Raw genomic sequence first — 19,056 nt, forward strand, 5'->3', positions numbered from 1 at the left:
AAGGCTGGCAGACTATGGAGCACGATCACCATCACGCGGCGCCCGACATTCCGGCGGGGGCGAATACCGCAAAGGACCCGGTCTGCGGGATGACGGTCGCGGTCAAGCCGGACGGGCGTCACGCCGAGTTCCAGGGCGAGACCTTTCATTTCTGCTCGGAGAAGTGCCAGACGAAGTTCAAGGCGGATCCGTGGTTCTACGCTTCGGGCCGGGCCGCCCGGCAGAAGAAGGCTGCTCCGGCCAACGTCCAGTACACCTGCCCGATGCATCCGGAGATCGTTCGCGATGCGCCAGGGTCCTGCCCGATCTGCGGCATGGCGCTGGAGCCGATGGTCCCATCGGACGAACCCAGCGAGGAGTTGACCGACTTCACGCGTCGGATGTGGATTTCGGCGGCGGCGGCGGTGCCGCTCATCATCCTGACGATGGGTGAACTGGTCGCGCTGCCAGTGCGCGAGTGGATCGGGCATCAGACCGCAAGTTATTTCGAGTTCGTGCTGGCAACGCCGATCATCCTCTGGGCCGCCGTGCCTTTCTTCCGGCGCGGTTGGGACTCCATTGTGAACCGCAGCCCAAACATGTGGACGCTGATCAGCATCGGCGTGGCGGCGGCCTACCTTTACTCGCTCGTCGCGACGTTCCTGCCGGGGGTGTTTCCGGAACAGTACCGGATGGGCCACGGCGTCGGTACCTATTTCGAGGCGGCGGTGGTGATCGTCGCGTTGGTCTTCGTGGGCCAGGTGCTGGAACTCCGAGCGCGAGAACGCACCGGGGATGCGATTCGCGCGCTTCTGGATCTGGCGCCGAAGACCGCGCGGCGCATTCTGCCGGACGGCACTGAATACGATGCGCCGCTGGAGAACATCATGGAGGGCGACCGGCTGCGCGTCCGTCCCGGCGACGCGGTCCCGGTCGATGGTGTCGTGATCGAGGGCCGATCATCCCTGGACGAGAGCATGCTGACCGGCGAGTCGATGCCAGTGGAGAAGGGGCCGGGCGATACTGTGACCGGGGCCACAATCAACAAGAACGGCTCTCTGGTGATCGAGGCGGGCAAGGTCGGGTCCGATACCGTGCTGGCGCAGATCGTCGCGATGGTGTCGAACGCGCGGCGCTCGCGCGCGCCGATCCAGGGTCTGGCTGACCGGGTCTCTGCGGTATTCGTGCCGACCGTGGTCGTCATCGCAATCGTCGCCTTCGTCATCTGGACGATCTTCGGCCCAGAGCCCGCACTCGTCTTCGCCATCGCTTCGGCTGTTTCGGTGCTGATCATCGCCTGCCCATGCGCCCTGGGGCTGGCGACACCGATCTCCATCACCACGGCGGCGGGACGCGGGGCGCAGGCGGGCGTGCTGATCAAGGACGCCGAGGCGCTGGAACGCATGGCAGGAGTCGATACGCTCATCGTCGACAAGACCGGCACGCTGACCATGGGCAAGCCGAAGCTGACCGATACGGTTGCGCTCGGGGACGTCACCGGGACCGACCTGTTGTCGCTGGCCGCAGCGCTGGAGCGTGGCTCGGAACACCCGCTGGCTGAGGCGATTGTCGAGGGAGCCGAGGCGCAGGGTGCGCCGCGTCAGGAGGCCACGGACTTCGACGCCGTCACTGGCAAGGGCGTACAGGGCCGGGTCGGTGGGCGCGCGGTGGCGCTAGGCAACGCGGCGATGATGCGGGAGATGGGGCTCGACACCGCGCAGGCCGAGTCAAAGGCCGACACCCTGCGCGCCGAGGGCAAGACGGCGATGTTCGTCGCGCTTGACGGCGCGCTCGTCGGCATCGTGGCGGTCGCTGACCCGATCAAGGAGAGTACCGCGCAGGCCATTCGGGAACTTCATGCCCAAGGGCTAAGGGTGATCATGGCGACGGGCGACAACGAACGCACGGCGCAGGCGGTGGCGGGCAAGCTCGGCATCGACGAGGTGCGCGCAGGCATCTTGCCCGAGGCCAAGAAGGACCTGATCGACCAGTTGCGCCGCGACGGCCACAAGATCGCCATGGCGGGTGACGGAGTGAACGACGCCCCCGCGCTCGCCGCCGCCGATGTCGGCATCGCCATGGGCACCGGGGCCGATGTTGCGATGGAAAGCGCAGGCATCACCCTGCTGGGCGGCGACCTGATGGGCATCGCGCGGGCGCGCAAGCTCGCCCGCGCCACCCTGCGAAACATCAAGCAGAACCTGTTCTTCGCTTTCGCCTACAACGCGCTTGGCGTCCCCATCGCCGCCGGGCTGCTTTACCCTGTCACCGGACTTCTGCTCTCGCCGATGATCGCGGCGGCGGCGATGAGCCTGTCGTCGGTCTCGGTGATCACCAACGCCCTGCGGCTCAGGCGGGTCGACCTCTGACCTGCCAGCCCACACATCCAACCTCGAAAGGAACATCAGATGACCCAAGACATGTTTTCCCGCCGCAAGCTCCTGATCGGCACAGCTGCGCTGGCGGCTGTGTCGCCGCTGAGGGCTCTGGCGCAAGGCGCCCCGGTTGCGGATGCGGGAAGTGGGCGAAATTCTTGACGCATTGGAGGCGGCGGGTCGTCTGGAGAACGCCATCATCACCTTTACTTCCGACCACGGTGATTGCCTTGGCGATCATGGTCTGAGTCAGAAATGGGCACCCTATGACGAGGTGACACGCGTGCCGCTCATCATCAGTGCTCAACAGCGCTTCGATGGTGGACGCAATGTGGATGAGCTTGTGCAGCTGTTTGACCTTGGGCCAACCATCCTCGAATGCGCAGGTGTCGAGCCCGATGTGTCTTTTGAGGCTGAATCACTAAATTTGGCTCTTGAAGGCAAACCGTTTGAAGGGCGTACACATGTCTATTGCGAGCAGGGCAAGGATGTGAACTTCACAGGCGCCGAGTATCTGACAATGGTCCGCTCCAGGTCACACAAGCTTGTGCATTTTGCAGGCAAGGAGTTCGGTCAGCTCTTTGACCTCGACGCTGATCCAAAGGAGAGCCGATCCAAAGGAGAAAAGAAACCTCTGGCACGACCCGGCATATGCGGCCGTCAAGCAGGAGCTGAAAGAGCAGATGCTCGAATGGTATGTTCAAAGCACACTGCGTACCAAGAATGTGCGCAAGCGGACCGTGGTTCCATTGGTAGAACCCGCATGAGCTAGAGGTGCTACGCGAAGGCATTGGCCATGATCCAACACTTCTGGAAAAAGCTCGCAAATGTCTGGAAGCGTCTCTGCCAAGGGCAGGGGCGCTACCACCCGGAGCGGTATTATATGCGTGGAGCAGGTCCAGCTTGCCGCAGGATGAGCAAAGGTGCAGCTAATGACGACATAAATACGCAGGGCCTCAGTTGAGAACTGGGGGGCTTCTGCGGAAATGATACGTTCGAAAGATGGAGTGGCAGAAGCAAATGCTTCAAGATATGCAATTCCGTCAGACTACCGGGTTTCGCGTTCACTCCCGTAGTGGATGCGAATGAGTGAATCAGAGCAGTCGCTAGGTGCGATGTCCGCTCTTGGGCTCAGAAGAAAATTCGTTTGTGTGTCTGAGAAGCGGGCGCGAAGCTGACCCCAATCCCGTCCAATCGCTACGTCCGCTTTCAGGCGGAGGCAAAGTCTGGCTGAACGTCTGAGATGGGGGCGCAAAGCTGCCGCTCCGGATTCTCATTTGCGGCACCTGTTTGAGGTTCGGGCAAAGATTGCCCAACCGCGCGGAGAACGGCAGCAATTTTCGCGCCGAATGCGCATCGGCAATATTTGGTGGAACTGTGTTCACCATCTCCCTATGCAATCGACAGCTAGTTCTACTCTCTCAACTTCTCCTGATAATACGCCGACCAGTTCCGCGCTTGCAGCCAAGGCTTCAGCACGACTAACTCACCTGTGTCTGCCTTCTCTTTCGCATTCAGCAGAATTGGCGTGATGGCATCCAGCGCAGGAGACGCTGCCTGCTCAAAGCGCGCCAGATCGCGCGTGGTCAGGCGGTTCTTACCTCCGTAGCGAGCGGGAATGTCTGACTTGCGCGAGTGACCCATCAGGCGCTTGAAGTATCTGCCAGGCTGTCAGATGCGCTTTTCGCTCAAGCAGCCTGTGAAGAGTGGCTGCGAAAAAATCTTCTCGATCTCGCTGTCGTCGACGGAGTCCCTTGCGACGCCGCCTCCCGCCATTTGTGAGAAGCTCCATTGGAGCGTCCATGGAGAAACTCCCGCTCTGAAATCAATCAGTGCGCAATCTCATGGCTCACAAACGGGCGCAAGGTGGGGGTAGAACACCGCTTACTTTGTAAAGAGGAGTAGCCCTAACTATTGCGCTCATAAAGCGGACGCGCGTCGTCTCGTGGCGCAGGGCGCGTCTTCGAACGTTTCGCTTGAAGTCAGACATGTCTTCGCATTTACGCAAACGGCAAAGCACGGGTCCCATGGCAGCAGACTCTGAGAGCAGTTGGTCTCGCCAATCCCGATTAGGTTCGACGCTAGTCCCATTTCCTCCGGGACATGTATTGAGGACAAGAAGCTACTGCTGGTCTATAAGAGCTCGTGCTTGATTGGGACCACTGGGTCCACTCAGACAAGATCTTTCTTCTTGCTTATCGTGCTGGGGAGACCGCCGCTATCAGCGACATCACGTCGGAAGCCATTCCCGCGGGGGCGGGTATTTCGATGTAGACGGGCCGCTAGTCGGGTTCCTCGAAGTTGTAGAGCTGCCTTCTGTAGCGATGGACGAAGATACCCATACGCGTTCAGAGCTTCGCGCCACGCCCGCACCTGGAGGTGCTCCGTAATGGGCAGCTTCATTACCAAAAAAAACGTTCATGAGCCTTTTTGAATTGGTCCCGCTGTGCGGTCAGACGCAGCTCTTGAGGAAGCCCCCGAACTCAACGCCACTGGGAAGTTGCGCTCGCTCAATCTTCGCGATCTCTTCCGGTTGCAGGTATTTGAAACCGTAACGCGCCCCTACGCTGTCGGGCGCATGGCCGCACTGAAGATCTGCGGTGCGCGCGTCTGTTTCTGTTCTAAGCCATGCCTTCGCATTATGCCGCAACGAATGGAAAACCTCGCGTTGGCGGTTCCGGATGCCTAACTTGCTCATCCAGTTTGCCATGCGCTTCTGCGCTGCATCGGCTGGGTCCTTCGCTTTATGGAAATCCGAGAACAGGTACCCCTGTTGTTCTTGAGCCCAGCTGATGAAGCCGCAGTCGTGGAGCAATCGGTGTAGTGCTACGATCCGCTTTGACGATTTGGTTTTCAGCGGCCGCTTCACGGTCACACCATCCACGTCCATGTCTCTGCGAAGATCGATAATCAGATGGCCTTCATGCAGGACTAGATCGCTTGCGCGCAGATAGACGATTTCACTTAACCGCATTCCAGTCAGGAGCGCGAGCAGCGGGACCCAGCGGCGGTGCGGCTCAGATTGACTGGCAGCATCTTTCAGCCACTTGTTTATAGCTGATGAAGAAAGCCCCTCGCGGTCAATGGGGAGTGCAGCACTTTTCGGCATCGTGACAGTAGCGGCACCTAGATCTGCTACACCCTCTACGGATGCCGTAACCTTCTTCCAGGTAGACTTAACCTCGCTCAAACAGCCGTTGATTGAGCTGGTCGAGAGACGTTGTATTGCTCTAGCGCCCATACGGTCATTACGATCTGCCACCTCGCGAAGCGACAGGCCTTCGAATTGTTTATACTTCCTACGATTAGTAGGAACTCTGCCCATAACTGTGGCATATTCCTGAAGATGGATCGGACGGTAATGGCGCAGAGGATAGTCGCCAACGATATCTAAAAAGGCCTCGACGGATGAGATGACGCGCTCGGCATACCTATTGCGGTTGCCATCAGCTTCTAGAGCTTCTCGTCTGGCTTCCAGAATCGGCTTAACAGCAACGCTGAGCAGCGTCTCTTTGTTGATGTACTCGCCGCTTGTCGGTGCATCTTCAGGCGCATTGGGCGGTGGAACAGTACTTGCCGCTGCTGGTGGCGTTAGCGTGCTGGCGAGTTTCACGATCCTTTCGTATGTAGAACGTTCTGCTTCCCATACGAGTTTATCCTTCTGTAGTTCGTTCCCGAGTGCTTCCAGTCTTTCCCTGAAGGCTTTTGTCGCGTTGCGTTCCGCCTGTAGGCTCAGTTCACGCGCGGTCTTGCGGCGGCCTTCGAGTTGAGCCATTTCTTCGGGAGTCATGTCATCCCACTTTGGTGCTGCGTTAACCATCCGCAAGCCGAGCGAGAACTCCTTCTTTTCGAGCATGCGCATCTCTTCCGCAAGAGCTGTCAAGCTCTTGCTGAGAGCCTCACCTGTCATGCCTACCTCCTCCATCATGAGGCGAGCTGATCCAGCCAGGATCGTTGCTCGTCGTTGGGCTTCGCGTGCCGAAAGCGGCCCCAGTGGAATTCTTAGAGGAGACTTTCCTAATTTTTTCACCTGCTGTGCAGGGATTCGCATCTGAAAGACGTAGCCGGACTTCCTGCGCCAAAGATACATGTGACCCTCGCTGTGTACATTTGAGTGTACGCAAGGAGCCAAAAACGCGCAGACATCGTTCCAAATCAATGACTTAGAAGATGGTGGGCCCGGAGGGACTCGAACCCCCAACCAAGCGGTTATGAGCCGCCGGCTCTAACCAATTGAGCTACAGGCCCGGTGCGGGATGGATTAGTGATTTTTTTCTGTCGGCACAAGATGGTTGCGCCGCAATCATCCCATAATCACAACCTAAATCGAGCTTCTTCATCAACCCAGGAGTTTTCCATGAACCGTTCGCTCATGCCGCTGATGCTCGCTGCCTCGCTTTTTGCCGTTCCCGGCGCGGTGGCGCAGGAGGCTTCGCTGCCACAGCCGAAGATTTCCGTAACGGGCGAGGGGGAAGCCACGCTCAGCCCCGACATGGCGCTCATCACGCTGGCGGTCGTTGAGGAGGCTGAGACTGCGCGCGAAGCCATGGATGCCAACAATGCCGCCATGGCGGCGATCATCGCGAAGCTGAAGGAAGAGGGCATCGAGGCACGCGATCTGCAGACAAGCGGCCTGTCCATCAATCCGCAATATGTCTATCCGAACAACCGCAATGATGAGGAAAAGCCGCGTATCACGGGCTATCAGGTGACGAATCAGCTCACCGTTCGCATTCGGGATCTAGCGAAGGTGGGTCAGATCCTCGATCAGTCGGTTACTCTGGGCGTGAACCAGGGCGGTCAGATCAGCTTCACGAATGAGGACCCGTCGGCGGCCTTGACCGAGGCGCGCAAGCGTGCGGTCGAGGAAGCAATGGCAAAGGCCAAGACACTTGCCGAAGCCGCAGGTGTCACGCTTGGGAATGTCATCGAGATTTCAGAGCGCATGTCGCAGCCCCAGCCAATGCCGATGGCCGGCAAGATGATCCGGGCAGAGATGGCAGCCGATTCGGTGCCGGTGGAAGCGGGTGAGAACAGCTACAGCGTTCAGGTGGAAGTAACCTTCAGCCTCGCCCAATAAGCAGGCCTGCAGGTTACAACAGAAAAAAGCCCCGCCGGCGATGCTGGCGGGGCTTTTTTCCCTTTGGCTGGCAATGGGGCATGCCCGCCTTGGGGAATGGGTGGGATTACCGGATGACGGGGCAGTTGTAGCTGCGGGCGAAGACGATGCTGTCCCTGCCGTAGCGGGTACGTCCGGTTACGCGGATGATGTTGCGATTGGCACGGGTGACACGCGCGCGGCGGAGACCCATGCGCTCGGCCTTGCGAAGCGCGCGGTTGGGCGTACAGGCGTGGCGGCGTGGAGGAGCGGGGCGGTAGTGGCGGCCACGCTCACCGACATAGACGCCAGCGCGCGAACCATCCGAACCAAAACTGAAATAGATGCCGTCTGCCTGCGCTGCCGTGGGCATTGCGGCAATGCTGCCAAGACCCATGACTGCGGTGAGTGCTGCGATCTGAAGCTTGCGGAACATTTGTCTCTCTCCTCAGTGAATTTCTCTTCGCCTTGACGATGAGGAGAGATTGTCCTGCTGTGCCTGAACGTTTCTGGAACCCGATGTTCATTTGGCGTTCAGGAGCAATTTCGTCGGAATGCCTATTCAGCCGGTCGCTCGTAGCGGGTCATGCGGGTGATCTTTCCGTCATCCACTTCGAACATGATGGCACCCTGCAGGGCGACCGATTGCCCGCGGATCTGCTCGGGCAGATCGGAACTGTCAACATAGTTGCGCGTGAGAGTGAACTCTGCCGCTGCGCGCACGCCGCTTTCGGAGACGAGGATTTCCAGGTCGGAAACGTGGAACCGGTATTGCCTGCCAGTCTGTCCAAGATACCAGTGCAGCTTGTCGGCGCCGATGACCCTTTCCTCTCCCGGTAGATCGATCGCAGCATCCTCCGCAACCAGGGTGGTGGCTGCATCCCAGTCAGCAGCATTGAGCGCGGTCAGGAAACGTTCAACGAGGCTTCGGGTCTCAAGCTGGCTCATGGTTCCTCCTGCAGCATATGATCGAGATAGTCCTCAACTTCATCAAGCTCCTGCTCCAGCGCGCTGACCTTGCCGCGCACCGAGATGCCCGCTTCATGGACGGTTTCGGCTCTCCCGGAGACAAGCGGGTGCCATGGATAAAGTTCCTTCCCCTCCGCCACCAGTTTGTAGGCGCAGGTTGAGGGCAGCCATGCAAGCCTGGTGACATTGTCCGGCGTCAACTGGACGCAATCGGGAACGGTCGCCAGCCGGTTCGCATAATTGGAACAGCGGCAGGTGCCGGCATCAAACAGGCGGCAGGCAACGCTGGTCCAGTGTATCTCGCCGGTGTCCTCGTCTTCCAGCTTGGCAAGACAGCACTTGCCACAGCCATCACAGAGCGACTCCCACTCCTGCGGTGTCAGTTCGGACAGGGACTTCTTCTTCCAGAAATCTTTCATGGGCCGGGTGTGGCCTGTGCGGCCTTGCGCGTCAAGCATTCCTGAACAGTCGCTTCAGCTCGGGTTCAGAACGGAACTGCTAGTCGAGGAACCAAGCTTGGACCTCGGAACTTTAGAGGTCGAAGGGATAAGACCCTAGAGGAGTCACCAATATGATACGTGGATCACGTTTTCTGGCCGGTACAGCACTTTCCGTGCTGATGGCCGCACCTTTTGCTGCGCAGGCCGGGCAGAGTGATGTCAGTTCGAATGTCGCGCCGGTTCTGCTTGCGCAGGCCAACTCGAACGGCAATTCCAACTCGGGCAGGAAATGCCCAGAAGGCGAAGTGCCCAGAGGCAGCGACAATGAATGTGTGGCCAAGGATTCCGCCGAAGAACCGGCACCAGCGCCTGCGGAAGAACCTGCGCCAGAGCCGGCACCGGCTGACGAGCCGCCGGCACAGGATGCGCCCGTTGAGGAGCCACCTGCTGATCCCGCACCTGTAGAGGAGCCTGCACAGGAGGCCGCGCCTGCCGAGCAGGCTCCGGCCGAAGAGCCTGCGCCTGCTGCCGAAGAGCCTGCGCCTGCTGCCGAAGAGCCTGCACCTGCCGAGGCTGAGGAAGCCCCTGCTGCGGAAGAAGCTCCCGCTGCAGATGAGACTCCTGCCGCAGAAGAAGCTCCTGCAGAGGAGGCAGCGCCCGCCGAAGAGGCACCTGCAGAGGATCCGGCAGCAGAGACCAATGCCGAAGAGCCGGTTCAGCCGCAGGAGCCGTCAGCGACAGGTGAAGAAGCACGGCAGTCGCAGCCTGAGGCCGCAGACGAACCTGTTGGCGAAGAGGCTCCCGCGCCAGACGCGACCGCAGAGGAGCCCGCAGACGCACCGGCGGATACGGGTGAGGCTGCTAAACAGCCTGCGAACCAGGATGCGCCGGCAGAAGAAAACGCTGCTCCGGCAGAAAACGCACAGCCTGCCCCGCAGGATCTACCAGCAGGAGAATCCGAAGAGACTGCTGAAGAACCTGCTCCCGCGTCCGAGGCTGGTGCCGAGGCTGAGGCTGGTACCGAGGTTGCACCTGCAGAGCAGCCTGCTGCGGCATCTGAAGATGCCCCCAAGGGTCCTGACGGTGAAACACCGGTTCTGGACAGTCAGAAAGAGGGCGCTGCGGGTGCACCGAAGGCCGATGCGGAAGTCTCCGGCGAAGCTGGAGCAGATGCTGACGCGAATGCCGAAGCTGCTGCCGAACCTGCACCGCCGCCGCAGGACGATCTGAGTGCGCAGCGTACCCAGTTGGCCCCTGAGGAACTAAGGCAGGAGATCCAGAATATCGTCGAGGAGCAGGGCGAAGCCATTCAGATGGGCGATTCACGCGAAGAGCGTGCTGCCGTACTGCGCGAGCGGGTCGTAGAGCGCCGTGACGACGTTCAGGTTGTCGAGAAATATGAAGACAACCGGACCATCATCCAGGTGAACAACAATTTCTTCATTGAGAGCCCGGACTACGACCGCATCGTGCTTGATGAAGACGTTGTCTATTATGAAGATCTGCCCAATGGTCGCCTGCGTGAAGTCGTCGAACGCCCCGACGGCACACGCCTGATCACCGTCCGAAATCGCTATGGCGAAGTGGTACGGCGCGTGCGTGTGACGCCTGAAGGCGAGCGCTTTGTGCTTGTTTATGTGCCCGACGACCGCATGGATGAGGTCATCCGCTTCGAGGAAGTGGGTGCGGACCTGCCCCCGCTGCGCCTGACGATCCCGGTGGACGAATACATCCTTGAAGCCGAAAGCGTGGAAGATCCGCAGTTCTACTACACGTTCCTGGAACAGCCACCGGTGGAGGAGGTCGAACGCCTCTATTCGCTTCAGGAGGTGAAGTACTCGTCGCGTATCCGTGACAAGGTCCGCCGCATCGATCTGGATACGATCGAGTTCGAGTTCGGCTCCGCTCAGATCGACGAGAGCGAGGTGGACGAGCTTGAATCCGTCGCGGCAGCGATGGAGAAGCTTCTGGCAAAGAACCCCGCAGAGACTTTCCTCATCGAAGGCCACACCGATGCCGTCGGTACCGATCAGGCCAATCTGGCGCTGTCTGATCGTCGCGCAGAGTCCGTGGCACGTGCGTTGACGAATGTGTTCGGCATCCCGCCGGAGAACCTCGTCACCCAGGGTTATGGCGAACAGTATCTTAAGGTGAACACGCAGCAGCGTGAACGTGAGAACCGCCGCGTTGCCATTCGCCGCATCACGCCGCTGGTGGCGCCTGTGGCGAGCCGCCAGTAGGTGGATCAGAGCTTCCGTCGCCCTGTTCGCAAGGCGGCGGAGGAGCCTGGCCGGTTCCCTCTATCGGTCGGGCTCCACGACTGGCCCGGACATCTCACGATGTCCGGGCCTTTCAGCGTTTGTAGCGCAGGGTGACGGAAAAGCTGATCGTCGATCCTCCAACGCCTTCCGGCGGGCGTGGATAGGGCGCGGCGCGACGCGCGGTCGACAGGGCAGCGTCATCCAGAATGCGATGGCCGGAACTTCCGCTCACGCGCGCTGCGACCAGCCCGCCGCTGCGATTGATCGTTATGGACAGTCGCGTCGCACCACTGATGCGCTGGCTGGCAGCCTGCCGCGGATAGCGCTTGCGCCGCTCGACATGGCGCAGAAGCTTGTGGGAGTAGGACGCCTTTGCCGCGGGTGAGGCCTTGCGTGCTGCGGGTTTCTTCGCTTCAGACCTGGCTTTGGAGGATGCAGTCTTGCCGGGCGAGCTGTTCCTGACAGCCGTTTTCCGTTTGCGCGGTGGCTGCGCTTTCTTGGCTGCGGGAGCTGGTTTCGCCACGCTCCTTTTTGCAGCAGGCTCCGCGCGGTTCACATTGCGTGCAGGCGCTGGTTCTGGCGGCGCGGGGCGGGCTGTCGGTATGGGAATGTTCTCGCTCGGAAGCAGAACAAAGGTTTCGTCAGCAGGGACGGGATCTATGGTCTCCGGGGCTTCCACAGGCGCTTGAGCCCGCGGCCCGGCTGGCGCGAGTGCAGTGGCAGACTGGTCCTGTTGCGGCTCAAGCGGCGCCTGCGGAGCGACAGGCGCGACCGGATCGGCTGCGGGAGCTTGCGCTTCTAGCGTTTCCGCCTCTATCGGCTGGAGGGCTTTGCCAGCGCCTGAGCTTTCGTCCTCGACGACGATCTCCAATCGCGCTGGCGTGTTGCTGCCTTCGTCGCCAGGCTGCGGTACCAGATCGGACAGCCAATGCAGAAACGCGGCATGAGCAGCCAGAGAGAAGGCTGTCGCGATGAAAAAGCCGGTACTGCGCGGTAGAAATTTGCGCATTTCAGCGCTCCACCAGCCCGGTGGGACTGAGGATCAGGCCGCTTTCGGTCTGCTCGATATGAGTTTGGATGCCGTATACCGAGGCCAATCTCTCCCGAGTGAGAATTTCGGCTGGCCGACCCTGGGCTGCCAGCCGCCCCTGATCCAAAAGCACAATACGGTCGCACCAGCGCGCGGCGAGCGTCAGATCGTGCAGCGACACCAGCACAGCGCGCTTCTGGGTGGCGAGCCGTCGTAGGGCCTGCATCAGCAGGATCTGATGCGCGGGATCCAGTCCCGACGCGGGTTCATCGGCAACGAGAAGAGGGGTTGTCTGGGCGACTGCACGCGCTGTCAGAACGCGCGCCTGCTCGCCGCCTGAAAGTTCCGATGCGATGCGATCGGCCAGATGGGTCGTGTCGGTAAGGCGCAAAGCCATGTCGATGGCCTCGCGGTCTCCCTGGTTCAGACTGGTACCATAGGAACGGAAGGGCAGGCGCCCCAGCCCGACCAGATCGCGCACCGTGATACGCCAGCCGATGGTTCTGGTCTGTGGGAGATAGGCGATGAGCCGTGCCATTGCATTCGCGGACAGGGAGGCGGCGTTCCGCCCTTCCACAACAATGGTCCCGTCGTAATCCTGCAGCTGGGCTGCAGCACGCATGAGTGTCGATTTGCCAGCACCATTCGGGCCCAGGAGGCCGATCACCTCTCCCGCCGCAATATCGAGGGAGATGTCGTCCAGAACCTTGTGTCTGGAGAGGGTGACGGAGAGTTTGCGGATGTCCAGGATCATCACAGCATGTCCCGTCTTGCGCGAGCGACAAGCCACAGGAAGAACGGAGCGCCGATCAGTGCCGTCAACACGCCGACATTGAGTTCGCCGGCAGGCAGGATCACGCGTACCGCAATGTCGGCGGCAAGGAGCAAGGCCGCACCGCCCAGAGCCGATGGCAGAAGCAGGGCACTTGGCATGTTGCTGGTCAGCGGGCGTATCAGATGCGGCACGACGAGGCCGATAAAGCCGATCGTGCCCGCCACAGCCGTTGCCGCGCCCACGCCCAAAGCCACACCTGCGACGATGAAGAAGCGCGTGCGCGCCAAATGCACGCCCATGCTGGCTGCAGCTTCCTCGCCCAGAGCCAGGGCGTCTATGGCGCGTGCGCTGGCAGCGATCAGAACCCAGCCGAGAAGCATCAGGGGCGCTGCGATCCATACGTGTTCCATGGACCGGTCCTTGAGCGCTCCAAGAAGCCAGAAGATGATTTCGTAGGCAGCGAAAGGATTGGGCGAGAGATTGAGCACCAGAGAGGTCAGCGCGCCAGACAGGCTAGACAGGGCTACACCCGCAAGGATCAAGGTGAGCGTCGAGCCGCCGCGCGCGGAAAGCGCCAGAAGTGCGAGAACCGCAATGAGAGCACCAAGCAGTGCTCCTGCAGGCAAGGCGTAGAGGGCGCTTCCGGCAAGCCCGGAGTAGAAGACCAGCACAGCCCCGAATGCGGCGGTGGAGGAGACGCCGATGATGCCCGGTTCGGCCAGGGGGTTGCGCAGGAAACCCTGCAGCACGGCACCCGACAAACCCAGGGTGAAGCCGATCATCAGCCCGAGCAAGGCACGGGGCAGGCGGATCTCCTGCATGATTATGGCGGCGGCTTCGCCTCCGCCGGCGAAAAGGCCGCTTATGCTTTCCGCAAGGACAAGGTCCGCCGGACCCACACCAAGTGAGAGAGCAAAGAGCAGGCAGGCCAGAATTGCCAGCAGGATGTTCAGCCGCATTGCGTTCATTGGCCGCTTTCCTGCGCGGAACATGGGGCAAGTTTGCGGCGCAGGTCGGACAATGCACGCACGGCATCGACGGTGGCATGGCTCGCGCAGGACAATGTGCCGTCAGGGATGAAGTCTCCGACAAGTGTTTCGGAAAGAGCTTGCAGCGCAGGATGACGGGGGACCATGGCCCCGAGCGTTGGCGCATTGCCGGTGGCCGATGAGGTGATGATCACGTCCGGTCTTGCGGCAACCACGGCTTCGAGCGGGAACGGGGCCACACCGTTCACCCCAAGCTCGGCAGCAAGATTTCGAAACCCCGCCGCTTCGATAACCGAGTGCGCCAGGGTTCCCGCACCCGGCGAGACACCGTTCTGGTCATAGATCAGCATGGAGGGAGCGGGGCCGCAGGCTTGGCTCTTGGCCGCGGCCAGCTCTTTCTCGACTTTTGCTGCCAGTGTCTGTGCCTTGTCCTGACGGTGCAGCAGTTCGCCCATGCGCCGGATATCTTCGGGAATGGCGTCGAGTTGTTGGTTGAAACCGAATTCCTCGACGCGGAAGCCAAGCTTTTTCAGCAGCTGGGTGGTGTTGTGGAGCGAGAATGTTCCGGTCACCACCAGATCGGGATCAGCAAGAAATACTTCCTCAGCCCGACCGTGATTGACGTTGATCGCGCGCGCTTTCTCATGCTCCGGCGACATTGACGGCTCGCGCGCCAGAAACGATACGGATACGAGCTCATCCGGCCCGGCGAGCGCAAGCGCCAATTGATCGGTGCAAAGGTTCAGCGACATGACGCGCTTCGGTTCAGCCCCTGCATGATCAGAAAAAACCGGCGCAGCAAGAACTGCGCCGGCGATGATCGGTAAACCGGAAAGGACGGATATGGGTTTCCGGCGTCTGAGCATTATTGCCCGAACTTGGCCTTGAAGCCTGCGAAGACCGAGATACCCGGCGTGCCGTAACCGCTGACTGTCTGGTAGTCCTGGTCCAGCAGGTTCTCCCCACGCAGATAAAGCTCGGTGTCCTCAGTCGGCTTGTAGGCGACCTTTGCGTTCAGGAGGAAGTAGTCGTCGAGCTCGACTTGGCCTGCCGAAGTGACGTCTAGGATATCCAACACAATCTTGGCATCACTCGATAGCGACCATTGCTCGCTTGGCTCGTAAGATGCGGTCAGGCCAACAATGTGCCGTGGAATACGTGGGCGGCGCGCGTCGTCGGCTTGGACAGCGGTCGTGTAAGTATAGTTGGCACCAAGTGCAAAGGTCTCGGTTAGAGCGTAGTTCACGGCTGCCTCGACGCCCTGTCGGCGGGTGGTGCCTTGAAGTTGTATATAAGTGTCGTCCGCGAAGTCGTAGTCGATCAGATTCTCGGTATCCAGCTGAAAATAAGTGAGGCTCGCAACGGCGCGCTCGCCGTCGAAGTGCTGATCAATGCCGACATCCCAGGAGAAACTTTCTTCCGGTCTTAGGTTTGGCATTGGGATGTGCGGGAGGTAGCTGACATAGTTACTTTCGTAGAGGCTGGGAGCGCGGAAACCAGTGCCGACCGAACCGCGCAGCGTGGTGCTGTAGGCAGGAAGCAGATAGGCGGCGGTTCCGCGATAGGTGGTGTAGCTGCCGAAACGATCATGTTCGTCGAAGCGCACACCAGCGGTAACAGTCAGATTCTCGACCGGTTGTGCGACAAGTTGGGTCCAACCGCCCAGTAGCCAGTCAGCATCCTTGGTATCAGTGCCGAAATTGTTCATGATGTGCGACTGGCGGCGCTCGTAGTCTGCACCAAACTGAACAGCCAACTGATCGTTGACCTCGACACTGCCTTGATAATCAAGCTTAGCGCGTTTTCCTTCATACTCCCCAAGGAAAGGTGAAACGAAGCCACTGAAGACGCTGGCGCTGTCAATTTCGCGGTCGATCTGCAGCAGTTGAGCAGAAACAGTGTTCTGCATTCGCCCGTCGAACAGGTCGAAGCTGATGCCAGTGCGACCACCGAAGAGACGAAAATCGTTGTGATTAACTTCGTTGTCAGTGGGCGGCAGACCGGAGTCATCATAATCCGAGCGAGCGTTCAGCATAGCTCCGGAACCGAATATGGTAAAACCATCCAGATCCTTCTCAAAGGCGAACGTGCCGGAGATCTCCTTGAAGGGGTCGTCCTCTAAACCCGTTCCGGGATCGATCAGCGGATCTCCGTTCGCAAGAGCTGAAGATATGCCTCCTGAGTAGAGACCGGCCAGATCAAGTGCGAAGCGGCTGGTGTCACTAATATGGGAAAGGCCGTAGGATGCGCGGATACTTTCATGTGAACCCGCTTCGAGGCCGACGCGGTGGCTTGTACCAATAGCTTCGTTGTTGAGTGTGGAAAGGCTAATTACGCCTGCTACGGCATCCGAGCCGTAGAGCGTGCTCTGAGAACCTTTGAGGACTTCTATGTTCCTGATCCCGCCGACCAGCAGGTACTCGTAAGATGTCTGCGTTTGCGTCGCCGATACATCAGATATGTCTAGACCGTTGAGTAGCGTCTTGATGTATTTCTTGTCTGCGCCGCGCAGGCTCAGGGACGTTTCCTTCCCAGCTCCGCCCTGTGAAGCCACATAAACACCCGGCACCCGGCTCAAATAATCCGTGACCAGCGGCTGGCTCTGCTCTTCGATCTGCTCCTGATCGATGACCGTCACGCTCGAGCCGGTCTTGGAGAGTTCGGTGGGTGTGCGGTTGGGGGTGACGACGATTTCGCCGAGGTCGAGATCCTGGGCGCCGGCGGTGTTGGCCAATGCGCCAAGACAGATGGCGGAAACGGTGGTGGTGAGAGCCTGGCGGCTCATGGAAAACTTCATGTCGTTCCCCTCGCGACGATCAAACGCTACAAATGCCGGAGAGAGCAGACCAGAAACGGCTCGTGCCCCGCCAGCGATGACTTGACGCCACCACTGCTAAGACACAGCCCCGACAGCTTCCCGCAGCCGGTAGGTGACGTTCCGAGGCAGGTTTCCTGGCTTGCGCGTCATCGATTGGCTCGCCTTCCCAGGTGTCTCACCCAGTGGCATGTGAGTTCAATCTCGGCGCATACAGTTGCGGGAGCAGCTACGGCTGAGGCGAAACGCCTTTTCCGTATTCCCTTTTAACTCCGGCCTCGAACTTGAGGCTGGAGCACCTCGAACGGCGCGAGGATTACCAAGTCGTAAATGTGGCGTCAATCTGTCAGCGTGCGTCAGACAGTGTGCCGCACAAAGCTCGTGAAAAAGCGACCAGGACTATCGCTTTTGCGCCAAAAATGTCGCAAACTCGTCAGTTGGGAAGGCTATCAGCCTGAAACGCAACAGGTTTGAAGTGAATTTGCACGGTGGCACGCCTCGCGGCTGCTGCATCTGCAGTTCACTCCAGGCCGTTTCAGGTGGCGGCCCTCGACAAGCATAAAGAGAGTGGGAGTGACGTGATGAAATTCTTCAAGAGCAATGGTGGGGCCGTGCCGCATCGCATCGCAGCCCTAGCAAGTCAAGCCAAGGCAGGTGTGATGGATCGCCGCGAATTCCTGGCGCTTGCCAGTGCTTTCGGTGCGACGACGGCGGGTGCCTACGGCATGCTCGGCCTTGCGGCACCCACGCCGGCAGCGGCTCAGGAGCCAAAGAAGGGCGGCGTGCTGCGCGTTGCCATGATCGTCAAGGAGCCAAAGGATCCACGTGTCGCCGACTGGTCGGAAATCGCGAACGCCATGCGCCAGACGCTTGAGCCGCTGGTGAAATATACGCGGGACTTCACTTTCGAGGGGCGCCTGCTGGACAGCTGGGAAGTCAATGAGGACGCCACCGAATATGTTCTGCGGGTACGCTCCAACGCCGAGTGGAACAATGGCGACAAATTTACCGCGGATGATGTGATCTACAACATCAAGCGCTGGTGCGATGCGGGCGTCGAGGGCAATTCCATGGCCACGCGCATGGTTTCGCTCATTGATCCGGACACCAAGCAGGCGCGTGAAGGAGCCATCGAGAAGGTTGACGACATGACCGTCAAGCTCGTGCTCAACGAGCCGGATATCTCTATCATTCCGGGCATGGCCGACTACCCGGCGCTGATCGTGCATCCGAGCTTCGATGAAACCGGTCGCGATTTCGTGGCCAATCCGATCGGCACCGGACCGTTCGAACTGGTGTCCTACGAGGTCGGCAACCGCGTCGAGCTGAAGAAGCGCGAAAACGGAAAATGGTGGGGCGGTGAGGCTTATCTCGACGGTATCGAGTTCATCGACTACGGCACCGATCCGTCAGCCATGCTGAGCGCCTTCGAGTCCGGCGAGGTTCACACCAATTACGAGACCACGGCCGATTATGTGGACATTCTCGACGGTCTTGGCCTTGAAAAGTCTGAAGTGGTGACTGCCAATACGATTGTTGCGCGCACCAATGTGGGGGCAACACCCTATGATGACCAGAAGGTCCGCAACGCGCTGCAGCTTGCGGTAGACAATGCGACGGTTCTGGCTCTCGGCTATGGCAATGCCGGTGATGTGGCCGAAAACCACCATGTCTGCCCGATCCATCCCGAATATGTCGAGTTGCCGAAAGTGGAGCGTGACATCGAGAAGGCCAAGGCGCTCATGGGAGAGGCGGGCCAGATGGATTACGAGCACACGCTCATCACCGTGGACGAGGACTGGCACAAGAATACGGGTGACGCCATTGCCGCACAGTTGCGCGAGGCCGGTTTCAAGGTGAAGCGCGAGGTGCTTCCGGGCTCGACCTTCTGGAACGACTGGACGAAATATCCCTATTCCATGACGAACTGGAACATGCGCCCGCTTGGCATCCAGGTGATCGCCCTTGCCTACCGTTCCGGCGAGGCATGGAACGAGAGCGGCTATTCCAGCGAGGAACTCGACAAGATGATCGAGAAGGCGCTGACCGTTCCGGATGCTGAAGAACGCAAGACGGTGATGAAGGATATCGAGCAGCATCTGCAGGATGCCGGCATTATCATCCAGCCCTATTGGCGCAAGATCTACAATCACTCTGCCCCGGAGGTGATGAATCACGGCATGCATCAGACCTTCGAGATCGACCTGGCAAAGGTCTGGCTCGACGCCTGAGGTGCCATGAGCAATTTCCGGAATTGCGGGAAGGGGCCGTACGCGGCCCTTTCCAACCCGAATAACAAGGCCCCCAAAATGGGGGGAGGGGAAA

The 19,056-nt window shown here is 59.9% G+C and carries 15 protein-coding genes, 1 tRNA gene and 1 riboswitch; of the genes, 5 read left to right on the top strand and 11 right to left on the bottom strand.

Going from position 1 to position 19,056, the window contains the following annotated elements:
- Nucleotides 1-14 precede the first annotated feature (14 nt).
- Together EL18_RS03180 and EL18_RS03185 are read left to right on the top strand one after the other, a co-directional pair.
- Nucleotides 15-2,348 (top strand): heavy metal translocating P-type ATPase, encoded by a 2,334-nt coding sequence (locus EL18_RS03180; RefSeq protein WP_036479703.1) that lies wholly within the window; start codon nucleotides 15-17, stop codon nucleotides 2,346-2,348.
- Nucleotides 2,349-2,499: 151 nt separating this feature from the next.
- Nucleotides 2,500-3,126: a sulfatase family protein gene (locus EL18_RS03185; RefSeq protein WP_200875491.1), complete on the top strand. Its 627-nt coding sequence runs from the start codon at nucleotides 2,500-2,502 to the stop codon at nucleotides 3,124-3,126.
- Nucleotides 3,127-3,767: 641 nt separating this feature from the next.
- Here EL18_RS03185 and EL18_RS03190 read toward each other — a convergent pair.
- From EL18_RS03190 to EL18_RS03200, 3 genes are all read right to left on the bottom strand, one after another.
- Complete coding sequence (locus tag EL18_RS03190; RefSeq protein ID WP_036479706.1) at nucleotides 3,768-3,998, bottom strand: hypothetical protein; 231 nt, start codon at nucleotides 3,996-3,998, stop codon at nucleotides 3,768-3,770.
- Nucleotides 3,999-4,806: 808 nt separating this feature from the next.
- A complete protein-coding gene (locus EL18_RS03195; protein ID WP_161781963.1) occupies nucleotides 4,807-6,264 on the bottom strand; it encodes a tyrosine-type recombinase/integrase in 1,458 nt (485 codons plus the stop codon).
- Nucleotides 6,265-6,525: 261 nt separating this feature from the next.
- Nucleotides 6,526-6,602 (bottom strand) — tRNA-Ile (locus tag EL18_RS03200).
- Nucleotides 6,603-6,711: 109 nt separating this feature from the next.
- On the opposite strand from EL18_RS03200, the gene EL18_RS03205 reads away from it, so the two are divergent.
- Nucleotides 6,712-7,434, top strand: a complete 723-nt coding sequence (locus EL18_RS03205) for an SIMPL domain-containing protein (protein WP_036479710.1) — start codon at nucleotides 6,712-6,714, stop codon at nucleotides 7,432-7,434.
- Nucleotides 7,435-7,540: 106 nt separating this feature from the next.
- Here EL18_RS03205 and EL18_RS03210 read toward each other — a convergent pair whose 3' ends face one another.
- The 3 genes from EL18_RS03210 to EL18_RS03220 all read right to left on the bottom strand — a co-directional run bounded on the left by EL18_RS03210 (nucleotide 7,541) and on the right by EL18_RS03220 (nucleotide 8,840).
- Nucleotides 7,541-7,888 carry a hypothetical protein gene (locus EL18_RS03210; protein WP_036479712.1) on the bottom strand — a complete coding sequence of 116 codons (348 nt, stop codon included), beginning with the start codon at nucleotides 7,886-7,888 and terminating at the stop codon, nucleotides 7,541-7,543.
- A gap of 122 nt (nucleotides 7,889-8,010) precedes the next feature.
- A complete protein-coding gene (locus EL18_RS03215; RefSeq protein WP_036479714.1) occupies nucleotides 8,011-8,400 on the bottom strand; it encodes a nuclear transport factor 2 family protein in 390 nt (129 codons plus the stop codon).
- The gene (locus EL18_RS03220; RefSeq protein WP_036483867.1) at nucleotides 8,397-8,840 is read right to left on the bottom strand and encodes a YcgN family cysteine cluster protein; all 444 of its coding nucleotides are present in this window, start codon (nucleotides 8,838-8,840) and stop codon (nucleotides 8,397-8,399) included. The genes EL18_RS03215 and EL18_RS03220 overlap by 4 nt, the downstream gene beginning before the upstream one ends.
- Nucleotides 8,841-8,992: 152 nt before the next feature.
- On the opposite strand from EL18_RS03220, the gene EL18_RS03225 reads away from it, so the two are divergent.
- Nucleotides 8,993-11,101 carry an OmpA family protein gene (locus EL18_RS03225; RefSeq protein ID WP_036479716.1) on the top strand — a complete coding sequence of 703 codons (2,109 nt, stop codon included), beginning with the start codon at nucleotides 8,993-8,995 and terminating at the stop codon, nucleotides 11,099-11,101.
- A 112-nt stretch (nucleotides 11,102-11,213) separates the two neighbouring features.
- Here EL18_RS03225 and EL18_RS03230 read toward each other — a convergent pair whose 3' ends face one another.
- The 5 genes from EL18_RS03230 to EL18_RS03250 form a co-directional block, all read right to left on the bottom strand.
- On the bottom strand, nucleotides 11,214-12,131 hold the full coding sequence (locus tag EL18_RS03230; protein WP_036479718.1) for an energy transducer TonB: 918 nt from the start codon (nucleotides 12,129-12,131) through the stop codon (nucleotides 11,214-11,216).
- A gap of 1 nt (nucleotide 12,132) precedes the next feature.
- Nucleotides 12,133-12,906 carry an ABC transporter ATP-binding protein gene (locus EL18_RS03235; protein WP_152552946.1) on the bottom strand — a complete coding sequence of 258 codons (774 nt, stop codon included), beginning with the start codon at nucleotides 12,904-12,906 and terminating at the stop codon, nucleotides 12,133-12,135.
- On the bottom strand, nucleotides 12,906-13,895 hold the full coding sequence (locus EL18_RS03240) for a FecCD family ABC transporter permease (RefSeq protein ID WP_152552947.1): 990 nt from the start codon (nucleotides 13,893-13,895) through the stop codon (nucleotides 12,906-12,908). The genes EL18_RS03235 and EL18_RS03240 overlap by 1 nt, the downstream gene beginning before the upstream one ends.
- Nucleotides 13,892-14,668: an ABC transporter substrate-binding protein gene (locus tag EL18_RS03245; RefSeq protein WP_244444504.1), complete on the bottom strand. Its 777-nt coding sequence runs from the start codon at nucleotides 14,666-14,668 to the stop codon at nucleotides 13,892-13,894. Before EL18_RS03245 ends, EL18_RS03240 begins: the two co-directional genes overlap by 4 nt.
- Before the next feature lie 113 nt (nucleotides 14,669-14,781).
- Entirely contained in the window at nucleotides 14,782-16,713 is a 1,932-nt protein-coding gene (locus EL18_RS03250) for a TonB-dependent receptor plug domain-containing protein (protein ID WP_051913720.1), read from the bottom strand.
- 128 nt (nucleotides 16,714-16,841) lie between these two features.
- A riboswitch (cobalamin riboswitch) is annotated at nucleotides 16,842-17,049 on the bottom strand.
- 263 nt (nucleotides 17,050-17,312) lie between these two features.
- Between EL18_RS03250 and EL18_RS03255 the strand changes: the two genes are divergently transcribed.
- The gene (locus EL18_RS03255; protein ID WP_036479725.1) at nucleotides 17,313-18,962 is read left to right on the top strand and encodes an ABC transporter substrate-binding protein; all 1,650 of its coding nucleotides are present in this window, start codon (nucleotides 17,313-17,315) and stop codon (nucleotides 18,960-18,962) included.
- Nucleotides 18,963-19,056 lie beyond the last annotated feature (94 nt).

The organism is Nitratireductor basaltis (assembly GCF_000733725.1).
Lineage (GTDB): Bacteria > Pseudomonadota > Alphaproteobacteria > Rhizobiales > Rhizobiaceae > Chelativorans > Chelativorans basaltis.